The 20,054-nt window shown below is 60.6% G+C and carries 15 protein-coding genes; 11 read left to right on the top strand and 4 right to left on the bottom strand.

The features are described 5' to 3' along the window. The first annotated feature begins 97 nt into the window (after positions 1-97). Positions 98-2,308: an aldehyde oxidoreductase molybdenum-binding subunit PaoC gene (gene paoC, locus ACW9IR_RS04940; protein WP_457461954.1), complete on the top strand. Its 2,211-nt coding sequence runs from the start codon at positions 98-100 to the stop codon at positions 2,306-2,308. 12 nt (positions 2,309-2,320) lie between these two features. Here the strand turns inward: paoC and ACW9IR_RS04935 are convergent, their stop codons facing one another. Then, positions 2,321-3,031, bottom strand: coding sequence for a carboxymuconolactone decarboxylase family protein (locus ACW9IR_RS04935; protein ID WP_258014070.1), 711 nt, complete (start codon positions 3,029-3,031; stop codon positions 2,321-2,323). Positions 3,032-3,337: 306 nt separating this feature from the next. Between ACW9IR_RS04935 and ACW9IR_RS04930 the strand changes: the two genes are divergently transcribed. Next, entirely contained in the window at positions 3,338-4,285 is a 948-nt protein-coding gene (locus tag ACW9IR_RS04930) for an NAD(P)-dependent alcohol dehydrogenase (RefSeq protein WP_457461952.1), read from the top strand. Next, on the top strand, positions 4,285-4,989 hold the full coding sequence (locus ACW9IR_RS04925; RefSeq protein WP_457461950.1) for a helix-turn-helix transcriptional regulator: 705 nt from the start codon (positions 4,285-4,287) through the stop codon (positions 4,987-4,989). The genes ACW9IR_RS04930 and ACW9IR_RS04925 overlap by 1 nt, the downstream gene beginning before the upstream one ends. Before the next feature lie 33 nt (positions 4,990-5,022). On the opposite strand, the gene ACW9IR_RS04920 is transcribed toward ACW9IR_RS04925, so the two are convergent. Further along, a complete protein-coding gene (locus ACW9IR_RS04920; RefSeq protein WP_102899149.1) occupies positions 5,023-5,607 on the bottom strand; it encodes a TetR/AcrR family transcriptional regulator in 585 nt (194 codons plus the stop codon). Positions 5,608-5,819: 212 nt separating this feature from the next. Here ACW9IR_RS04920 and ACW9IR_RS04915 point away from each other — a divergent pair, with 212 nt between their 5' ends. The 4 genes from ACW9IR_RS04915 to ACW9IR_RS04900 all read left to right on the top strand — a co-directional run bounded on the left by ACW9IR_RS04915 (position 5,820) and on the right by ACW9IR_RS04900 (position 12,145). After that, positions 5,820-6,497: a type 1 glutamine amidotransferase domain-containing protein gene (locus ACW9IR_RS04915; protein ID WP_457461947.1), complete on the top strand. Its 678-nt coding sequence runs from the start codon at positions 5,820-5,822 to the stop codon at positions 6,495-6,497. A gap of 104 nt (positions 6,498-6,601) precedes the next feature. Continuing rightward, the gene (locus tag ACW9IR_RS04910; protein ID WP_457461945.1) at positions 6,602-7,726 is read left to right on the top strand and encodes an alkene reductase; all 1,125 of its coding nucleotides are present in this window, start codon (positions 6,602-6,604) and stop codon (positions 7,724-7,726) included. Between the two features lie 289 nt (positions 7,727-8,015). Next, entirely contained in the window at positions 8,016-9,554 is a 1,539-nt protein-coding gene (locus ACW9IR_RS04905; RefSeq protein ID WP_457461943.1) for a cryptochrome/photolyase family protein, read from the top strand. A 128-nt stretch (positions 9,555-9,682) separates the two neighbouring features. Further along, positions 9,683-12,145, top strand: a complete 2,463-nt coding sequence (locus tag ACW9IR_RS04900) for a PAS domain-containing protein (protein ID WP_457461941.1) — start codon at positions 9,683-9,685, stop codon at positions 12,143-12,145. Here ACW9IR_RS04900 and ACW9IR_RS04895 read toward each other — a convergent pair. Next, the gene (locus ACW9IR_RS04895) at positions 12,107-13,654 is read right to left on the bottom strand and encodes a sensor domain-containing diguanylate cyclase (protein WP_457461939.1); all 1,548 of its coding nucleotides are present in this window, start codon (positions 13,652-13,654) and stop codon (positions 12,107-12,109) included. The genes ACW9IR_RS04900 and ACW9IR_RS04895 overlap by 39 nt on opposite strands. A gap of 265 nt (positions 13,655-13,919) precedes the next feature. Here ACW9IR_RS04895 and ACW9IR_RS04890 point away from each other — a divergent pair, with 265 nt between their 5' ends. Both ACW9IR_RS04890 and ACW9IR_RS04885 read left to right on the top strand, forming a co-directional pair. Beyond that, positions 13,920-15,176 carry an MFS transporter gene (locus ACW9IR_RS04890; protein WP_457461937.1) on the top strand — a complete coding sequence of 419 codons (1,257 nt, stop codon included), beginning with the start codon at positions 13,920-13,922 and terminating at the stop codon, positions 15,174-15,176. 211 nt (positions 15,177-15,387) lie between these two features. Beyond that, entirely contained in the window at positions 15,388-16,410 is a 1,023-nt protein-coding gene (locus tag ACW9IR_RS04885; RefSeq protein ID WP_102899157.1) for an alpha/beta hydrolase, read from the top strand. Positions 16,411-16,495: 85 nt separating this feature from the next. On the opposite strand, the gene ycaC is transcribed toward ACW9IR_RS04885, so the two are convergent. Continuing rightward, positions 16,496-17,128: an isochorismate family cysteine hydrolase YcaC gene (ycaC, locus tag ACW9IR_RS04880; RefSeq protein ID WP_007916011.1), complete on the bottom strand. Its 633-nt coding sequence runs from the start codon at positions 17,126-17,128 to the stop codon at positions 16,496-16,498. A gap of 211 nt (positions 17,129-17,339) precedes the next feature. Here ycaC and ACW9IR_RS04875 point away from each other — a divergent pair, with 211 nt between their 5' ends. Together ACW9IR_RS04875 and ACW9IR_RS04870 are read left to right on the top strand one after the other, a co-directional pair. Next, positions 17,340-18,926, top strand: coding sequence for a sensor domain-containing diguanylate cyclase (locus ACW9IR_RS04875; RefSeq protein WP_457461934.1), 1,587 nt, complete (start codon positions 17,340-17,342; stop codon positions 18,924-18,926). A gap of 135 nt (positions 18,927-19,061) precedes the next feature. Beyond that, the gene (locus ACW9IR_RS04870) at positions 19,062-19,808 is read left to right on the top strand and encodes a response regulator transcription factor (protein ID WP_457461932.1); all 747 of its coding nucleotides are present in this window, start codon (positions 19,062-19,064) and stop codon (positions 19,806-19,808) included. The last annotated feature ends 246 nt before the right edge of the window (positions 19,809-20,054 follow it).

Raw genomic sequence — 20,054 nt, 5'->3', positions numbered from 1 at the left:
CGTTTCAATGGCCTAGGCTCGTAGGCGATATGGCCTGCAACGCTGGTGCTGAGGCGCCCGGCGTTGTCCGCCAGCCCGCCTGAAGAGGAACTCAGCGATGAAATTCGACACACCGGCCGGCACTAATCCGATCGATCAATTGAACGTCATCGGCCAGCCCGCCGACCGCATCGATGGCAAGTTGAAAACCACCGGGACCGCGCCCTACGCGTATGAACAACATGCCGCAGTGCCCAATCCTGCCTATGGGTATATCGTCGGCGCCGGGATCGGCAAGGGACGAATTGCCTCGATCGACTCGACGCAGGCGAGCAACAGTTCCGGGGTGATCGCGATCGTCACCTACGAGAATGCCGGGCCTTTGGCCAAGGGCGAGTTCTATGTCGCGCGCGCCTTGGCCGGCCCGCAGGTGGACCACTATCACCAGGCTGTCGCGATCGTCGTCGCGCAGACATTTGAAGAGGCCCGCAGCGCCGCCCACCTGCTGGAAATCACCTATGTCGCCGAACCCGGCGCGTTCGATCTGGCGGCCGCCAAGGATTCGGCAACCCCGCCCCCACCCGCCGGCTTCGGCCCCCCGCCGCAGACGCAGACCGGAGATTTCGAAGGTGCCTTCAGCGCCGCACCGATCCAGATCGACCAGCACTACAGCACGCCGGATCATGCGCACGCGATGATGGAACCCCACGCCACCATCGCCCAGTGGAACGGCAATTCGCTGACGTTGTGGACGTCGATCCAGCAGATCAACTGGGGCGTGCGCGATCTGGCCAAGACACTCGGCATACGCAAAGAAGATATTCGTTTGATATCGCCCTACATCGGCGGCGGTTTCGGCGGCAAAGGCACGATCCTGTGTGACGCGGTGCTGGCGGCGCTGGCGGCACGCCACGCCGGGCGTCCGGTGAAAGTCGCGCTGCCACGTCCGCTGATGTTCAACAATTTGACCCATCGCCCCGCGACGCTTCAACGCATTCGCATCGGTGCCAGCCGCGAAGGTTTGATCACTGCCATCGGCCATGAGAGTTGGTCAGGCAACCTGCCCGGGGGCCGGGCCGAAGCCGCGACGGCCTCGACACGTTTGCTCTACGCTGGCGCCAACCGCATGACCCGCTTGAATCTTGCCGTGCTGGACCTGGCTGAAGGCTCGGCCATGCGCGCGCCGGGGGAAGCACCGGGGATGATGGCGCTGGAAATTGCCATGGATGAACTGGCGGAAAAACTCGGCATCGACCCACTGCAGTTGCGCCTGCTCAACGACACCCAGGTCGACCCCGAACAGCCATCGCGCCCGTTCTCGACACGGCAACTCGTCGAGTGCTTACAAACCGGCGCCGAGCAATTCGGCTGGCACCAGCGCAACGCAAGCGCCGGGCAACGTCTGGAGAATGGCTGGCTGATCGGCATCGGTCTGGCGTCCGCCATACGTGGCGCGCCAACCACCGCATCGGCGGCCCGTGTGCGTCTTGATCGGCACGGCACAATCATTGTCGAAACCGACATGACTGATATCGGCACCGGCAGCTACACGATCATTGCGCAAACCGCCGCCGAGATGATGGGTGTGGAACTGGACCGGGTCGAAGTGCGCCTTGGCGACTCGCGCTTTCCGGAGTCGTCGGGATCGGGCGGGCAATGGGGTGCAGCGTCGTCTACCGCCGGGTTCTATGCCGCTTGCGTCAAGTTGCGCGAAGCCGCTGCCCGCGCCGTCGGACTTGATCCGCAAACGGCCGAATTTGCCCACGGCGAGGTGCACGATGGCACGCGGCATTTTCCTTTGGCTCACGCGGCGGCCGCAGGCGATCTCGTTGGCGAAGACCGCATGGAATTCGGCGATCTGGCCCAGCGCTTTGCCCAGCAGACCTTTGGCGCACATTTCGCCGAAGTCGCGGTCAACGCGGCGACCGGCGAGATTCGCCTACGTCGCCAATTGGCGGTCTGCGCAGCAGGGCGGATTCTCAATCCGAAGACCGCGCGCAGCCAGATCATCGGCGGCATGACCATGGGCGCCGGGGCCGCACTGATGGAAGAACTGCAGGTCGACAAGCGCCTTGGTTTTTTCGTCAACCATGACCTCGCCGGTTACGAAGTGCCGGTGCACGCCGATATTCCCCATCAGCAGGTGATTTTCCTCGATGAGGTCGACCCCTACGCCACGCCGCTCAAGGCCAAAGGTGTCGGCGAGTTGGGCATCAGTGGCGCCGCAGCGGCCATCGCCAATGCGATTTACAACGCCACCGGCGTGCGCGTGCGTGATTACCCGATCACGCTGGACAAACTTATCGCGCACTTGCCGGAGCAGATTTGACGCCCTGTTCAGTCAGCCCGGCGCGCGCTGGCTGAACACTTCCTTGAACACCGGCACGGCGGAAAACGCATTCGGCCATCCGGCATAGAACGCCAGTTGGGTAATCATTTCCGCCGCTTCGGTCTGGCTCAAACCGTTGTCCATCGCCCGACCCAGGTGATAGCCGACCTGGCCGGTCTGCCCGTTGGCCACCAACGAACTGACCGTGATCAGGCTGCGATCGCGAGGCGCCAGACCTGGCCGCAACCACAGATCGCGGAACAGCGCTTTGGTGGTGAACTCGACCAGCCCCGGCGCCACTGATCCCACCGCCGCATTCACGCGCTCCACGCGGTCAGCTTCGCGAGCCTGGTCCAGCGGCAGCAACGACGGCGCAACCGGTGCCAGTTGCTCAGCATCGATGTTGCGCGCGGAGAACACCTCGCCGGCGATAGGCAGAGCCGCTGACGCATTGCCCCAACCGGAATAAAACGCCAGGTGATTGAGCGTTTCGGACAGCTCAAGCGGCGTGACACCGTTGTCCAGTGCAAGGTTGAATTGCGCGGCCATCTCGGCGGTTTGCCCGCGTGCAATCAACACCGCAACCGTCACCAGACTGCGGTCACGCGGTGACAATCCCGGGCGTTCCCATACTTCGCCAAACAACATGGCATCGGTGTTATGAGCCAGTGCCGGGGACACGGCAGCCGCGGCGTCGGAGGTCATTGCAGGTGAACGTTTCATTGAGGTCGAACCTTTTTCAGTTGAAGCACAGGCTGTCAGCAACAGTGCGATGGCCGTCAACAGAAGTCGGCTGGAGTGGGTCACGCTACGAACCGGGAGTGCTGCCATCGTTAAGCTCCTGCTGACGGGATAATCAGCCGCTACGGTAAACCGACGAGGATCTTGCGACTATCTGCGCTCAGTTTCATGAAGTCATGAACACCGTTCATCAATCTGCCTCCTCCATAGAAAGCGAATGGTGCCAAAAACTGGCACTGCCCCGTTATAGAGTCGGTGTCATGTCCACTCTCGGAAGGCGAACCCAACATGTCAGCAGGTTATAAACGTATTCAGTATTCGCGCTACGGCGGCCCGGACGTGATGCGCGTCGAAGCATTCCAGTTGCCAGCACCCGGCAAGGATGAAGTGCTCGTGCAGGTCAGATTTGCAGCGATCAACCCCATTGACTGGAAGTTGCGTCAGGGCCGGATGAAGCTGATCACCGGCAGAACATTTCCGCGCGCGATGGGTATGGATTTCTCTGGCGTGGTTCTTGCGGTTGGGGCGAGTGTCAGACGCTTCCAGGTCGGCGACGCGGTTTTCGGGCTATCCCGCTTCAAAGAAAGTGGCGCATTGGGCGAAGCCGTCGTGACCAAGGAGGACTTTCTGGCGAGCAAACCGGATACTCTTTCCTTCGCCGATGCGGCGTGCCTTGGTACACCGGGCATTACCGCGTGGAACGGGCTGATCGACAAGGCCAGACTGCAAGCCGGTCAGCAGGTTTTCATCAATGGTTGCGCGGGGGCAGTCGGCGAAGCGGCGGTGCAGATCGCCCTGATGTCGGGGGCCACGGTATCGGGCAGTTGCAGCGCGTCGGACGTTGCCCGGGCACAGGCGCTGGGGGTATCGACCGTCTACGACTACCGGTTAACGGACCTGAAGAGGCTGCCGGCGCGCTTCGATGTGGTGTATGACACGGCCGCGACGATGACGGTCTCGACCGGTATCGGATTGCTGCGTCCGGGCGGCTGTTTGCTTGATCTCAATCCGGGTCCGGGTAAATTCCTGCGTGGCCTGATTGATCGGCGACTGAAACTGGTCATTGGCACACCGCGACACGAAATCCTCGAAACACTGGCCAGTGCCGCCAGTGAGGCACGCTTGAAGATTCGGCTAGGAGAAGTGGTGCCGCTGGACGGCGCCATACAACTGATCCGCGAGCTCGAACAGGGCCGCAAACTCGGCGGCAAAGGTGTCGTCGCCATGGAGCGTTAATGGCCAGAAGTCATCGTCTGTTTGAGCTGATGCAAGCGCTGCGGCGTCATCGTCGTACGGTGTCCGGCAAGGCCTTGGCGGCTGAATTGGGCGTGTCGTTGCGCACGATTCGCCGCGACATCGTCACGCTGCAAGGCATGGGGGCCGAGATCGACGGCGAGCCGGGCCTTGGGTATGTGCTCAAGCCCGGTTTTGTCCTGCCGCCGTTATCGTTCAGCGCCGAGGAAATACAGGCCTTGGTCATCGGCGCGCAATGGGTCAGCCGGCAGACCGACAGCCAACTCGCGGGCGCCGTCAACAATGCCCTGGCGAAAATCAGTGCCGTGCTGCCCGCACAGATGCGGCCGATCTTCGAAGACGAAACCTTTTACGTGGCCAAACCGCAAAAGCCCGACACAACCATCGACCTCAGCGAGATTCGTCGGGCGCTGCGCGAGCAGAACAAGCTGCGCATCGCGCTAGCGCTCGAACATGCGGAAGCCGCCGAACACATCATCTGGCCGATCATGTTGGGCTTTATCGAAGGCAAGCGCTGCATCGCGGCGTGGTGCGAAGGCGACAGCCGGTTTCGCGTGATCGATATGGCTGACCTTGCGACGGTGCAGGTGCTCGTCGAACACTACGCGCCTGACCGCCGGCGCTTGATCAAACAATGGCGTGCCGAGGATGTGCGGCCCTGCAACAGTCAGGGCGAGGCGTGTTGAGTCATGTAACCTGGCCCACAACGGCCCCACCGCTCACACCGCCAGCAGTTGTCGGGTCATCGCCATCGAGGTCTGCAGCGACTGCCCGGTACGCTGCAATTTGTTCAGCAAACTGGCGCCCAACCACAGCTGATAAAGGGTTTCCGCCAGATGCCGGGCGTCGCCTGCGGGCAGGCTGTTTTCGGCCTGGCCCTGTTCGATGCACAGAGTGATGCGCGCCACCACTTGCTCGGCGCCATCGCGCAAGGTCAGGCGCATCGACTCCGACAGGTCGGCGACTTCGGCGCTGAGTTTGACTACCAGACACTCATCGCCGTGCCCTTCGAGGGTGCAGCGGTTCTGCCAGCCCTGCCAGTAATCCATCAGCCGCTCATAGGCGCTCAGCCCCGGCAGCGTCAGGCGCCGTTCCATGTCGGCGAGGTAGCCGACGAAGTAATCCGCGAGCAACGCCTGACCGTACAACTCTTTGGATTTGAAGTAGTGATAGAACGAACCCTTGGGCACACCGGCGGTTTGCAGGATTTCGTTGAGGCCGACACTGGTGAAGCCCTTCTCGGCCATCATCCGGTGGCCGGTGTCGAGCAAGTGTTGGCGGGTGTCGTCGTAGGTCGCTTTCATCGGGCGCACATTACCAGGCAATAGACCAGTCGTATATTTCGAGGAACGGAAGTTTGCCATACCTGTCGATGAAAAACCGCAGGATAAAAAATTACTAGACGACTGGTCTAATTGGAATCTATGCTGCGCCCCGACAAACGTTTTCTGACCGGTGTGGCCGATGTGCGAATCCTTCGCTCAATCGAAGACACCTGATCGACTCAAGGTGCTCTATGAAAATCCTGATGGTTTTGACTTCCCACGATCAACTCGGCAACACCGGCAAGAAAACCGGCTTCTGGCTGGAAGAGTTCGCCGCGCCCTACTACGCCTTCAAGGATGCTGGCGTCGACGTCACCCTGGTCTCGCCGGCCGGTGGCCAGCCGCCGCTGGACCCGAAAAGCGATGAGCCCGATGCGCAGACCGCCGAGACCGATCGCTTCCGCAAAGACTCTGCCGCACAACAGGCACTGGCCAATACCGGTCGCTTGGCCGACGTCAGCGCAGATGATTTCGATGCCGTGTTTTACCCGGGCGGCCACGGCCCACTGTGGGACCTGGCCGAAGACAAGCAGTCGATCGCGTTGATCGAAGCGTTTGACCGCGCCAACAAACCCCACGGTTTTGTCTGCCATGCGCCGGGTGTGTTGCGTCACGCCCTCACCGCTGACGGCAAACCGCTGGTCCAGCATCGCCAGGTCACCGGTTTCACCAACTCCGAAGAAGAGGCCGTCGGCCTGACGGACGTCGTGCCGTTCCTGATCGAGGACGAGTTCCAGCGCCTCGGCGGCCATTATTCGAAAGTCGCTGACTGGCAGGTTCATGTGGTCGCCGATGGGCAATTGGTGACTGGCCAGAATCCTGCCAGCTCTGCCGCTGTCGCGAAAAAACTGCTGGAGATGCTGGGCTAAACCCTCGCGTCCAACCTCCTAACGCCGGGTGCGTATTGCCCGGCGTTATTTTTTCACCTGATAAATAGTCGACTGGTCTAATAAACCCAAAGACAAGGTAATCCATGAATAGCAGCCCGTTCTTCACCCCGGCCAAACTCGGCCATCACACCCTGAAAAACCGCATCGTCCTGCCGCCACTCACCCGCCAGCGCAGCACCCAACCGGGCAACGTCGCCAATGAACTGATGGCAGAGTATTACCAACAGCGCGCCGGCGCCGGTTTGCTGGTCACCGAAGGCACGCAGATCGAACCCCGAGGTCAGGGTTACGCGTGGACGCCGGGCATTCATACGCCTGAACAAATCGCCGGTTGGCGCAAAGTCACCAACGCCGTACATGCCGTGGACGGGGTGATTTTCGCGCAGTTGTGGCACGTCGGCCGTGTCTCCCACACCGCGCTGCAACCCGACGGCGCAGCGCCGGTTTCGGCCTCCGCCGTGGCTACAGATCGGGTCAGCGTGTTTATCGAAACCGCCCCCGGCGCCGGTGAACTGGTGCCACCGTCGGCACCTCGCGCGCTGAGCACCGATGAAGTTCAGGAACTGGTGCAGCTGTACATCCAGGCCGCACGCAACGCGATGGACGCCGGTTTCGACGGCATCGAATTGCACTGCGCCAATGGTTATCTGGTGAACCAGTTCATCTCTGCCCACAGCAATTTGCGCGATGATCAGTACGGCGGTTCGCTGCACAATCGTCTGCGCTTTCTCAAGGAAGTGGTCGCCGGCGTCGCCGAGTGCATCGGCAAGGAAAAAGTCGGCGTGCGCTTCGCCCCACTGTTTACCACCACTGATGAAGCGCGGACCTATTTGGGCATGGTCGAGGAAGATCCGCACACCACTTACATCGAAGCGATCAAAGTGCTGCAGGACGTGGGCATCGCCTATCTGTCGATCGCCGAAGCCGACTGGGACAACGCCCCGGCGATGCCACTCACATTTCGTCAGGCGGTACGCGACACCTTCAGCGGCGCGATCATTTATGCCGGGCGTTACACCGCAGAATCCGGCGCGCAACTGCTCGATTCCGGGCTGGCAGACTTGGTCGCATTTGGCCGCCCGTTCATGGCCAACCCCGATCTGCCTGTGCGGATTGCCAATGACTGGCCGTTGAATGCGTTGAACCCCGTGACGGTGTATGGCGGTACCGCCGAGGGCTATACCGACTACCCCGTTTATCCCGGCTAAGCCTTTCCACGCGGCGTCAAGCGCTCCCACAACAGCGGGAGCGTTTATCCGAGTCGGAGTGCAAGCTCTTGTGGGAGCGAGCCTGCTCGCGAAAGCGGCGGGTCAGTCACTCACACTGTTGAATGTGACGACGCCTTCGCGAGCAGGCTCGCTCCCTCAGGAGAGATCTGAATATCACGCAATTCACCGCACAAAAACCTATACAATGACTACAATCTGTACAACTATCTGGACTTAACGTTTAAACGTCCATCAGGCAGCCTGCTGCTCACTACGCTGAATCCGTGAAATGAACAAAACCCACCGGCTGTGCCTCGTTCTGGGTGACCAGTTATCGTTTGATCTGGCTTCATTGGCAGGTCTGGATCGCGAACAGGATCGTGTGCTGCTGGTCGAGGTCATGGAAGAAGCCAGCCATGTTGCTCATCACCCACAGAAGATCGCCCTGATCTTCAGCGCCATGCGTCACTTCGCTCAAGCACTGAAAGACCAAGGCTTCCGCGTGCATTACGTGACCCTCGACGACCCGCACAACAGCGGCTCGGTGCCCGGCGAATTAAAGCGCTGGCAGGCGCTGCTGCAAGCCAAGGAGGTGCACCTGACCGAATGCGGCGACTGGCGTCTGGAGCAATCACTGAAGGATTGTGGCTTGCCGATCCACTGGCATGCCGATAACCGCTTCCTGTGCAGCCGCGACGAATTCCGCGCGTGGGCCGCTGGCAAAAAGCAGTTGCGCATGGAGTTCTTCTACCGCGAGATGCGCCGCAAAAGTCGTCTGCTGCTCAACGGCGATGGCACGCCGGTCGGCGGCGCGTGGAACTTTGATGCCGACAATCGCAAAGCCCTGCCCAAAACCGTCAAGGCGCCCTACCCGGCGGGTTTTACCGACGATGCAATCACCCTCGATGTCCTCGCACTGGTCAAGGATCGCTTCGCCAGTCACTACGGCAGCCTCGATGATTTCAACTATCCGGTGACGCATGCCGATGCCCAGGCATTGTGGGCGTACTTTCTCGATTACGGCCTGGCCGGCTTCGGCGATTATCAGGACGCCATGGCCAGCAACGAACCGTTTCTGTTCCATGCCCGCATCAGCGCTGCACTGAACATTGGCTTGCTCGATCTGCGCCAACTCTGCGCCGATGTGGAGTCGGCGTATTGGTCCGGCAGCATCGCGCTGAATGCCGCCGAAGGCTTCATCCGCCAACTGATCGGCTGGCGCGAATATGTGCGGGGCGTTTATTGGCTGCACATGCCGGAATACGCCGAGGGCAATGCCTTCGGTAACACGCGGCGCCTGCCAGAGTTTTACTGGACCGGCGACACAAAGATGAACTGCATGCGCCAAGCCATCGGCCAAAGCCTCAAACACGCCTACGCCCATCACATTCAGCGCCTGATGGTCACCGGCAATTTCGCCCTGCTCGCCGGCATCGCGCCGAGCCAGATCTGTGAATGGTATCTGGCGATTTACATGGACGCTTTCGATTGGGTCGAGCTGCCCAACACCCTCGGCATGGTCATGCACGCCGACGGCGGTTACCTCGGTTCCAAGCCTTATTGCGCCAGCGGCCAGTACATCAACCGGATGTCCGACTACTGTCGCGACTGTGCGTACTCGGTGCGCGAAACCACGGCCGACAACGCCTGCCCGTTCAATGCCTTGTACTGGCATTTCCTGATGCGCCACGGCGACCTTCTGCGCAGCAATCAGCGCATGGGCATGATGTACAAAAACCTTGATCGCATGCCGTTGGAAAAACAGCAGGCTTTGTGGCAACGCGGGCAGAGTCTGCTCGACAGACTGGATCGCGGCGAATCGCTATGAAAACGCGTGTGCCTTTGGCCCGTGTGCAACTTAAACATGGGGCCCCGGGTCAATGGCTGACAAAGCTTGTGAGGCCGACGGTTTGAGACACGCCAATTGAACGCAAGCCAACCATCAACGCATGAAGGGTGAACATCCTGAAACAGCTTACTCGCGAGGAGCTTGAGTCTGAGGTCACGCGCCTGCGTCTGGCCGTCAAGGCGACCTGCGACGCCGTCTGGGACTGGGATCTGAAAACCAATCAGGTCATCTGGAACGACTCGCTGCAACAGGCGTATGGCTACGCGTCAGCAGCCATCGAGCCGACGTGTGACTGGCGGTTTGCGCAGATTCACACGCAGGATCGAGCGCGCGTGACAACCTCGATTCGCTCGGCCATTGACGGCTCTGGCACGACCTGGAGCGCGGAGTACCGCTTCCTCTGCCACGATGGTTCATACGCCGAAGTGCTGGATCGCGGACATTTGATCCGCAATGCCGATGGCAAAGCCGAACGCATGATCGGTGCGATGCTCGACCTGACCCGCTCGCGCAGCGCCGAGACGGCATTGCGCCAGAGTGAAGAGCGCTTCAGCACCATTCTGGAAACCATCGAAGCAGCTTTCGCCATCGTCAAAGTCAAATTCGATGCCGACGACCACCCCATCGATTACTACTTTGTCGAGGCCAACCCGGCGTTCGAACGACAGGCTGGGGTCAATCTGCGTGGCAAGTGGGTCACCGAGTTTGCGCCCAACCTCGAGAAATTCTGGTTCGAGACCTACGGCCATGTGGCCAAGACCGGCGAGCCAGCCAACTTCGAAAACTATGCCAATACCTTCGAACGTTGGTTCGATGTGCGCGCCGTGCGTGTCGGCGACCCGGCCGATCGGCAGATTGCGATCTTCTTCAGCGATGTCACCGAGCGCCGCGACGCGCAAGAGCGTTTACGCATCAGCGAAGCGGTCGCTCGGGAAAACGTCGAACGTGTCCAACTGGCCTTGGCCGCCGGCGCCATTATCGGCACCTGGCACTGGCACTTGCCCAGCGATCGTTTCAGCGTCGATGAAGCCTTCGCCCGGGTTCTCAACCTCGATCCGGCCTGGGGCCTCGACGGTCTGAGCCTGGAGCAAGTGGTGCAGACCGTTCACCCGGATGACCGGGAAGGACTCACAACCGCGATCAACGAAGTCATTGCCCGTGGAGGTGCCTATTCGCACCAATACCGAGTGCGCGGCGCGGATGGCCAATACACCTGGATTGAAGCGAACGGCCGCGTCGAGTGCGCCGAAGACGGCACGCCTTTGCGCTTTCCCGGCGTGCTCATCGATGTAGAAGAGCGGCGCAATGTCGAAGCCGAGCGCGACCGGGTCACCGCCGCGTTAAAGACGCTCAACGACACACTGGAACAACGGGTCTCGGCGCGAACCGCAGAACTGATGCAGGCCGAAGAGAAGCTGCGCCAATCGCAGAAAATGGAAGCGGTCGGGCAACTCACCGGCGGTCTGGCCCATGACTTCAACAACCTGCTGGCAGGCATTTGCGCCTCCCTTGAACTGATGGAAAAACGCATCGGCCAAGGCCGGCTGAACGACATCGACAAATACATGCTGATCGCCCAGGACGCCGCCAAACGCGCCACCGCCCTCACCCACCGTCTGCTCGCCTTCTCCCGGCGCCAGACCCTCGATCCACGGCCAACTGAAGTCAATGCACTGATTGCCGGCATGAGCGAACTGATCCAGCGCACCGTCGGCCCGAGCATTCGTCTGAAGACGGTCGTCGCTGCCGATCTGTGGCCGGCGCTGGTCGATGCCAGTCAACTGGAAAACGCCCTGCTCAACCTGTGCATCAACGCCCGCGATGCGATGCCCGATGGCGGCAGCATCACCGTCGAAACCGCCAACCGAACCCTGGATGCTGAATCAGCGCGCGTACGGGAAATGCCCGAAGGGCAATACCTGTGCTTGTCGGTCGCCGACACCGGTACCGGTATGAGTGCGGAAGTGATCGCCAAGGCCTTCGACCCTTTTTTCACCACCAAACCGCTGGGCCAGGGCACGGGCCTTGGGCTGTCGATGATCTACGGTTTCACCAAGCAATCCGGCGGGCAGGTGCGGGTGCAATCGACCGTGGGTCAAGGCACCATCATCTGCATTTACCTGCCGCGCTACCTCGGCGAAACGCAGCGCAATCAGGATGACACGCAAAGCTCAGCGACGCCTCATGCCAAGGCCGGTGAGACCATCCTGATTGTCGACGACGAACCCACCGTCCGCACGCTGCTCAAGGACGTGCTGAACGACCTCGGCTACAACCTGCTCGAAGCGGCCGACAGCGTTGAAGGTCTGGAAGTACTGCGTTCCAGCGCGCACATCGATTTGCTCATCACCGATGTCGGCTTGCCGGGCGGCATGAACGGCCGGCAAATGGCTGATGCGGGCAGGCAAATCCGGCCGAAACTGAAGACCCTGTTCATTACCGGATACGCGGAAAATTCGGTGATTGGTAACGGTCAACTCGGCCCGGGCATGCAGGTGCTGACCAAACCCTTTGCTGTCGACACGTTGGTGTCACGCGTCAGTGGCCTGCTGTCCACCGAAGTCGAGTAAGGCTTGCGCGCGAGACACCATGAAGCGGTTGCGCCCGGCCAACTTCGCTTGATACAGCGCCTGATCGGCTGACTCGATCAAACCGTGCACCGGGTCCAGGTGCGACCCGCGCGCGGCGGCGATGCCAATGCTCAGGCTCACGCGGGCCACCGGGCTTGTCGGGTGGTCAATGTTGGCTTTCTGCAAGCGCTCGATAATCAACTGCGCTACCACGGCGGCACCGTCGATGTCGGTGGCGGGCATGATCACCGCGAACTCTTCACCGCCGTAGCGCGCAACCAGGTCTGACGGTCGCCGCACACATTCATCCAGCACCCTGGCGACAGCTTGCAGACAAGCGTCGCCGGCAACGTGCCCGAGCGCATCATTGAACAGTTTGAAATAGTCGATATCGATCATCAGCAAGGCCAGCGATGAGCCGTCGCGCTGTGCCCGCCGCGCCTCTGTGGCCAGGGTCTGGTCAAAGCAGCGCCGATTCGCCAGACCGGTCAGCGCATCTTTCATGGCCAACAACTCCAACTGTCGGTTCGAGCCGAGCAACTGCTGCTGAGCGATGCGCAGTTCGCCTTCAACCTGGGTCCGGCGCCGGATGTCGAGGATCAAGAACCAGCCAATCAGACCGGTGAGCCCCAACAACCCCGCTACCACCACCGCCGACAGCAGCGCCTCGGTTCGCCACGCCGTGAGCGCTTCACGCTTGCCGATGGCGACCGTGGTGATCAGCGGCAACTTCTCGCTTTTGCGAAAGGCGTAGAGGCGTTCGACGCCATCCAGGCTGGAGGTATACGACGCGGTACCGACCGATTGATCGACCAGATACTTGGCGTAGATCGGCGACTTGGAAAAGTTGCGGCCCATGTCCTGCTCGCGGAACGGATAGCGAACCAGCAACGTGCCGTCGGTATAGGACAAACCGATGGCACCTTCCTGCCCGACGTCGAGTTTGCCGAACAGGCGCAGGAAGTTTTCCACGCCCAACGTCACGGCCACCACCCCGGCAAACTCTCCGTTTTCATCATTGAAGCGGCGGCTGACGGTGATCACCCACTCCTGATTGGAGCGGCTACGGATGGGTGGCCCGATAAAGGGTTCGCGGCTCGGGTCGTCGCGGTGATGAATGAAGTAGACCCGATCACTGCTGTTGGCCCCCGCCGGGATCGGTCGATTGGACGACATCAGCCAATGACCCTGACGGTCATAGATGGTGATCCCGCTCATTTGTGGCATCAACGGCTGCTGGCGGTTGATCAGCGCACCCAAGCGCTGGATCTGCGCGGGGCCACTGCCTTCGGTTTCCAGGCGTTCGACCAGCCCGAGCAACAGCAGCGAACTTTGCCGGACAATGCCCTCGGAATAGGTCTCGAGTGCCTGGGTCAGGTTCAACCCGTGCACGTTGACTTCCTCCAGCGCGCGATCGCGCGAGGACAGCACTTTCCAGATGGTCAGCGACGCCAGGGAGCAGCCGATGACCAGCAGCAAGAGGATGACGAGGTGGGTATCACGCTTCACGAAAGTACCTAATGGAAAGTCCGGTTTCCCGTTCCGGCCGTTACTGATTCAAGGCAATAACAGCGGTCGTATGTCCTCGACCGGCGCAAGGATACAAGTAGCGCGTCGAACGTGCAGCAACCGTATGACGGAACGTCGTTTTCAGCCCCTTGGCGTTGTTTCGCAACGACACGGCGGCGGCCTGCAACTTATATTCGTGGCCGCAGGTCATTAGGCTTGCTGAGGTTGAATCCATCCGCAGACCTCAAATATTGAAGACACTGCCGTGGCCGCTGACCTCGATCGCCGCAACAACCTGTCACTGGACAGCCTGAACTTTTTCCTCGCCGACGTGCGCGACGGTCTCGGCCCCTATCTGGCCATTTACCTGTTGGCGGTGCATCACTGGGAGCCAGCGAGCATTGGTCTGGTGATGACCATCGCCGGAGTCGCCGCGTTGATCACCCAGACACCCGCCGGCGCCTGGGTCGACAACAGCCGGTGCAAACGAGCGTTGATTGCGATCGCCGCGCTGCTGGTGACCGGCAGTTGCCTGCTGCTGCCGTTCGTGACGTCGTTCACTTGGGTGGCGTTGACGCAAACCCTGAGTGCGATGGCCGCCTCGATATTCGCCCCGGCCATTTGCGCAATTACTCTGGGCATGACCGGGCCACGGGCGTTCACCCGGCGAACCGGGCGCAACGAAACCTTCAATCATGCCGGCAATGCCTGCGCCGCCCTCCTCGCCGGTGTGTTCGCTTATCTGTTCGGCCCGGTGGCGGTGTTCTATCTGATGGCGGCCATGGCGCTGGCCAGTGTCATTGCCATCGCCTGCGTTTCGCCAGCAGCCATCGACCATGATCAGGCCCGTGGACTGGATCCGGCCAATGCTGGCCAGCGCCAGCCTTCCGGGTTATCGGTGCTGCTGGGCAACCGGTCACTGTTGCTGTTCGCCATTTGCTGTGCGCTGTTTCACCTGGCCAATGCGGCGATGTTGCCGTTGGTGAGCCAAAAACTTGCGCAAGCCAATTTGCAGATGGCCACCCCGCTGACCTCGGCCTGCATCGTCGCCGCGCAACTGGTGATGGTGCCGGCGGCATTACTGGTCGGGGCCAAAGCCGACTTGTGGGGACGCAAACCGCTGCTGCTGGCCGGTTTTCTGATCCTGCCGTTGCGCGGTGTGCTCTATACGCTGTCGGACGATGCTTACTGGCTGGTCGCGGTGCAACTGCTCGACGGTGTCGGCGCGGGTCTGTTCGGCGCCTTGTTTCCGATCATGGTCAAAGACCTCACCCAGGGCACCGGCCACTTCAACGTCAGCCTCGGCGCACTGACAACCGCCTTCGGACTCGGTGCGGCGTTGAGCAACGGACTTGCCGGGTTCGTTGTGCAGGAGGCTGGTTACAGTGCGGCGTTTCTGACTCTGGCCGGTATTGCGGCGGTGGCGGTTGTCTTGCTTGGAGTCGGGGTTCCGGAAACCCAGCGCAGTGGCCGCCAGGCTGAAAGCGGATTGGTCGAGGCCAGCACTGAATCCTCTGCGTAATCCATATCCCTTCCCTGCCCTCTCATTGCCGCCATATCGACTCTGCGCGCCGCGCCAAACGGGCGCGGCGGGTAGGCGCGGCGTTAAAAATCCAGATTCAGTGGATCAGGCAAGCAATCCAGAGGAATGCACTACGGCGCTGAGGAGCTGATCGAGAGAATGTTCGGGCACAGGCTCAGACGAATAAACCCTCAATCGCAAGGACATTCCAGTGAAAGGTTTTTGCTTGGCCTTCGGGCTGCTCTTCAGTACTTTTTCAGCCATGGGAGCCGATATGTCGAACGGCGCAGACAACTTCTACACCAGCGATAAAGTGACCGTGGAAAAGGTCACCTTCAAGAACCAGTACGGGATGAAGGTCGCAGGCAATCTGTTCAGCCTGAAGAACCTTGACCCGCAGTCAAAAAATGCCGCGATCATCGTCGGCCACCCGATGGGCGCGGTGAAAGAGCAAAGCGCCAATCTCTACGCGACCAAAATGGCCGAACAAGGCTTCGTCACGCTGTCGTTCGACTTGTCCTTCTGGGGCGAAAGCGAGGGCCTGCCACGCCAGTCGGTTGCACCGGACATTTATGCCGAAGACTTCAGCGCAGCGGTGGACTTTCTCGGCACTCGCCCACTGGTTGATCGCGAGCGTATCGGCGTGATCGGTATTTGCGGCAGTGGCAGCTTCGCCATCAGTGCCGCCAAGATCGACCCACGTTTGAAGGCGATTGCCACCGTCAGCATGTACGACATGGGTGCTGCCAACCGTAACGGCCTCAAGCATTCGCTCACGCTAGCGCAACGCCAATCCATCATTGAACAGGCGGCGCAGCAGCGTAACGCGCAGTTCTGGGGCGGCCCGGTCCGCTACACCGGCGGCACACCGCTGAAACTCACCGGCAACGCCGTGGGTGACGAGTTCTACGATTTCTACCGCACCCCGCGTGGCCAGGTCACCCCGACCGGCGCTTCGCCGCAGACCACCACCATGCCGACGCTGGTCAGCAATGTGAAGTTCATGAACTTCTACCCGTTCAATGACATCGAGAGCATCTCCCCCCGCCCGCTGCTGTTCATTGCTGGCGCTCAGGCGCACTCCCGCGAATTCAGTGAAGACGCTTACCAGCGCGCGGCCGAGCCCAAAGAGCTGCTGATCATTCCAGGGGCCGGCCATGTCGACTTGTACGACCGGGTCAACCTGATTCCCTTCGCCAAATTGACCGAGTTCTTCAGCCATAACCTGAAGTAACGCCATCGCGGCGCTGCCAGCGCTTTAAAGCGCAGACACGACAAAAGCCTGCTTTGAGGGCAGGCTTTTGTCGGGTCGCGTTCGCTTACTTTTGCTGAGCTGTGAGCGCCGAGTAGCTGTTCATCAGGTTGCGGTAGTTCGGGATCCGCTGCGACAGCAAATTACCCAGCCCTTCAATGTCGTTGCGCCAGTCGCGGTGCAGCTCACAGGCCACCGAGAACCAGTTCATCATCTGTGCACCGGCCTGAGTCATGCGGCTCCAGGCGGCTTGTTGCACGGTGGTGTTGAAGGTGCCAGACGCGTCGGTGACCACAAACACATCAAACCCCTCTGCCAGCGCCGACAAGGTCGGGAACGCTACACACACATCCGTCACCACACCGGCAATGATGATCTGCTTACGGCCGGTGGCTTTGATTGCCTTCACAAAATCTTCGTTGTCCCAAGCGTTGATCTGGCCTGGACGAGCGATGTACGGCGCGTCCGGGAACATCTCTTTCAGCTCTGGCACCAGCGGGCCGTTCGGGCCTTGTTCAAAACTGGTGGTGAGGATGGTCGGCAGTTCGAAAAACTTGGCCAGATCAGCCAGGGCCAGCACGTTGTTCTTGAATTCGTTTGGAGAGAAGTCCTGCACCAGAGAAATCAGGCCGGTCTGGTGATCAACCAGCAGCACGATGGCGTCGTCTTTGTTCAGGCGGTTGTAGGTTGGAGTGGTCATGGTCTGCTTCCCTTTTGAGTTTTAGAAATTGTTGTTGCGTTCAAGTTGGGTACAGATTACTGACCCACAAGGACGGGATAAATCGGCTGAAAAGCGTTTCACCGTCCACTCAAACAGGACAATTCAACGACGGCGCGCGCTCTGTTCCGAACTTTTTGGCGATCCTTGTCATACTGTTGTGATGCATTACGTATGAGAAAAGGAGATGTTCATGCTCGGACGCCGTCCGCCAGAGCCGAACACCGAAGACCCGGGCAGAGCCGCTTCTGCCCGTAACGCCGTGCGCGCCGGCTCGACATTCCGCCTTACGGTCAGTTTTATGCTGGTGGTGGTGCTGGCCTTTTTGACGGTCGAGAGCTGGCGCACCTGGCGCGACTATCGCGCTGCATTCGCCTCCGCGCGCGATTCGGTGACCAACCTGGCCCGCGCCACTGCACAGCATGCCGAAGACACCATTCGGCAAATGGATGTGCTGACCGCCGCCCTGAGTGAGCGGATCGAAGGCGATGGACTGCAGAACCTCGACGTGCCGCGTATTCACAAACTGCTGGTGCAGCAATCGAAAATCATGCCGCAGTTGCATGGCTTGTTCATCTACGGCGCGGATGGGCAGTGGATCGTCACCGACAAGGAGGTCACGCCCGAGACCGCCAACAACGCCGATCGCGATTACTTTCAATATCACCGCAGTCATGATGATCGACAGGTGCGCATCGGTGAGGTCGTCGAAAGTCGATCGACCCATGATCTGATCATTCCCATCTCCCGCCGCCTGAACAATCCCGACGGCTCGTTCGCCGAGGTGCTGCTGGGCACGGTCAAGGTCAGCTACTTTGTCGACTATTACGGCGACTTCAGGATCGATGACAAAGGCGCCCTGGTGCTGGCCAGACGCGACGGCACCATCCTCGTGCGCCGGCCGTTCATCGCGTCGGTGATCGGCAAAAGCCTGGCCAACAGCGAGATCTTCAAGGTCTACCTGCCCAACTCCAACGCTGGCATCGCTCAAGTGCGCGCGGTGGTCGACGACACTGAGCGGTTGTATGGCTATCGCGCGCTCACCACCTATCCGCTGGTGGTCGAGGCCGGGCTTTCACGGGACTCGATCATCGAACCGTGGCAGCAGGATTTGCTGAAGAACGGCTTCGTGCTGGTGTTTCTGATTTTGGTGCTCAGCGGTTTCGGCCTGGTGGTGCTGCACCAGTTGCGCCAGCGCATGGCCATGGAGCGGGAAATTCGCTACGCGCACCAGACCATGCGTGACATGGCGCTGACCGACAGCCTGACCGGACTGGGCAACCGCCGACGCCTGGACAACGCGCTGATGGACGAAATCCGCCTGGCGCGGCGACAAGGTTCGGCGCTGTCATTGATCATGCTCGATGTCGACCACTTCAAACGCTACAACGACCAGTATGGCCATGCGGCGGGCGATGATTGCCTGAGCGCTGTCGGGCAGGCGATCCAGCAAGCGGTCAAACGACCGAGCGACCTGGCGGTGCGCTACGGCGGCGAAGAATTCACCGTGCTGCTGCCCGACACCGACAATGCCGGCGCCATTCAGGTTACCGAAGACATACTGCAGGCCATCCGCGCACTGAAACTGGAGCACGCCGGGCATCCATTGGGCTATGTCACCGCCAGCGCTGGGATTACCACTTGGCATCCAATCGATGACACGGTAACCCCGGCGACCCTGTTGAAAGCAGCCGATACCTGCCTGTATCAAGCCAAGCAGCAAGGCCGCAACCGCTGGTGCTCACAGGGCAAGCAACCCGACGTCGCGGTTATGAGCTAATAACACCTTCATTAAACCGTCGCTCAAACGTTGTACTAGGATAGGATCCAAGTCTGCGGTATTTCGTCGACCAAGGAGATCGTCGACAGTGCTGCAGACGTTTTTGAATTAACGCCTCTCAGGGATGACACGCATATGAACTCACACTTGTTCCCCCACATCGGCAAGGTCATTGCCAGCACCGGCAGCCGGCACTTTCCGCGCATGCTGCATGACCTGATCCTGACGCAACTGGCGGTAGACGCCACGCACATCCGGCAGATGCGTGTCGAACCGGTGGGCCGCGCGTCGAGCCGCAGCGAGCCTGAGCCGCTGAAAGAGCCGGCCCTGCTCGCCGAAACGGTGTTTTCCGAACACAGTGCAGCGGCCCACCATTTACAGAATCCGCCGGCCGCGACCAGCGCGGACGCCTCGCAACTGCACCTGACCCGGCGCAAGGACGGCTACCGCTACGTGATTTCGGTGTATCGCAACGACGAGTCGCAGCGCTTTTCCGCGCAGGAACGCAGCCTGTTGCAGGACATCTCCCCGGTGCTGCTGCCGATGGTGGAAAAACACATCAACGCCCTGCAACCGGCCAGCCCTGATCCACAAAGCCCACCCGAGTCAGCCGAAGGCAACGGCCTGGAAACCTTGCGCCTGCGCTTTGACGAGCGTCTGGAGCAACTGGGGCTGAGCCTGTCGAACCGCGAAACTGAAGTGTGTGTAGGCCTGCTCGCCGGGCGCACGGCGCCGGAATTGGCCGAGCAGTTGGCGCTGAAGGTCAACACCGTGGAGAGCTATCTGAAACGGGCGGCGATCAAGTTGGGTATCAGCGGGCGGCATTCGTTGATGCGCTGGATGTATTCGCCGTTGGAGGCGTTGGCGTCGAGTGCGGCGTGATACGCAGGGATAGTGAGAGTTTCGGTTTTTTGGGTGTGTCAGTGAGATTCCCCCCTCACCCCAGCCCTCTCCCCCCAAGGGGGCGAGGGGGAAAGGGAGCCGATCTCGGTTGAATTCGAAACTGAGTTCGACTTTTGAGCCGAACTTTGTGCTGTTCAAAACCTGAGTTCGACGCGATATCTCACGTCGGTGCATCTCGAAAGAACACCTCGGTCAGTCCCCTCTCCCCCTGGGAGAGGGCTAGGG

This window comes from Pseudomonas sp. SDT291_1_S447 (assembly GCF_054070155.1).
The sequence above is the reverse complement of the archived record's forward strand: the minus strand, read 5'-3'. Positions and strand labels throughout refer to the sequence as shown.

Coding starts and splice junctions, on each gene's coding strand:
- paoC (WP_457461954.1), top strand. CDS start 98: ATGAAATTCGACACACCGGCCGGCACTAATCCGATCGATCAATTGAAC.
- ACW9IR_RS04935 (WP_258014070.1), bottom strand. CDS start 3,031: ATGAAACGTTCACCTGCAATGACCTCCGACGCCGCGGCTGCCGTGTCC.
- ACW9IR_RS04930 (WP_457461952.1), top strand. CDS start 3,338: ATGTCAGCAGGTTATAAACGTATTCAGTATTCGCGCTACGGCGGCCCG.
- ACW9IR_RS04925 (WP_457461950.1), top strand. CDS start 4,285: ATGGCCAGAAGTCATCGTCTGTTTGAGCTGATGCAAGCGCTGCGGCGT.
- ACW9IR_RS04920 (WP_102899149.1), bottom strand. CDS start 5,607: ATGAAAGCGACCTACGACGACACCCGCCAACACTTGCTCGACACCGGC.
- ACW9IR_RS04915 (WP_457461947.1), top strand. CDS start 5,820: ATGAAAATCCTGATGGTTTTGACTTCCCACGATCAACTCGGCAACACC.
- ACW9IR_RS04910 (WP_457461945.1), top strand. CDS start 6,602: ATGAATAGCAGCCCGTTCTTCACCCCGGCCAAACTCGGCCATCACACC.
- ACW9IR_RS04905 (WP_457461943.1), top strand. CDS start 8,016: ATGAACAAAACCCACCGGCTGTGCCTCGTTCTGGGTGACCAGTTATCG.
- ycaC (WP_007916011.1), bottom strand. CDS start 17,128: ATGACCACTCCAACCTACAACCGCCTGAACAAAGACGACGCCATCGTG.
- ACW9IR_RS04875 (WP_457461934.1), top strand. CDS start 17,340: ATGCTCGGACGCCGTCCGCCAGAGCCGAACACCGAAGACCCGGGCAGA.
- ACW9IR_RS04870 (WP_457461932.1), top strand. CDS start 19,062: ATGAACTCACACTTGTTCCCCCACATCGGCAAGGTCATTGCCAGCACC.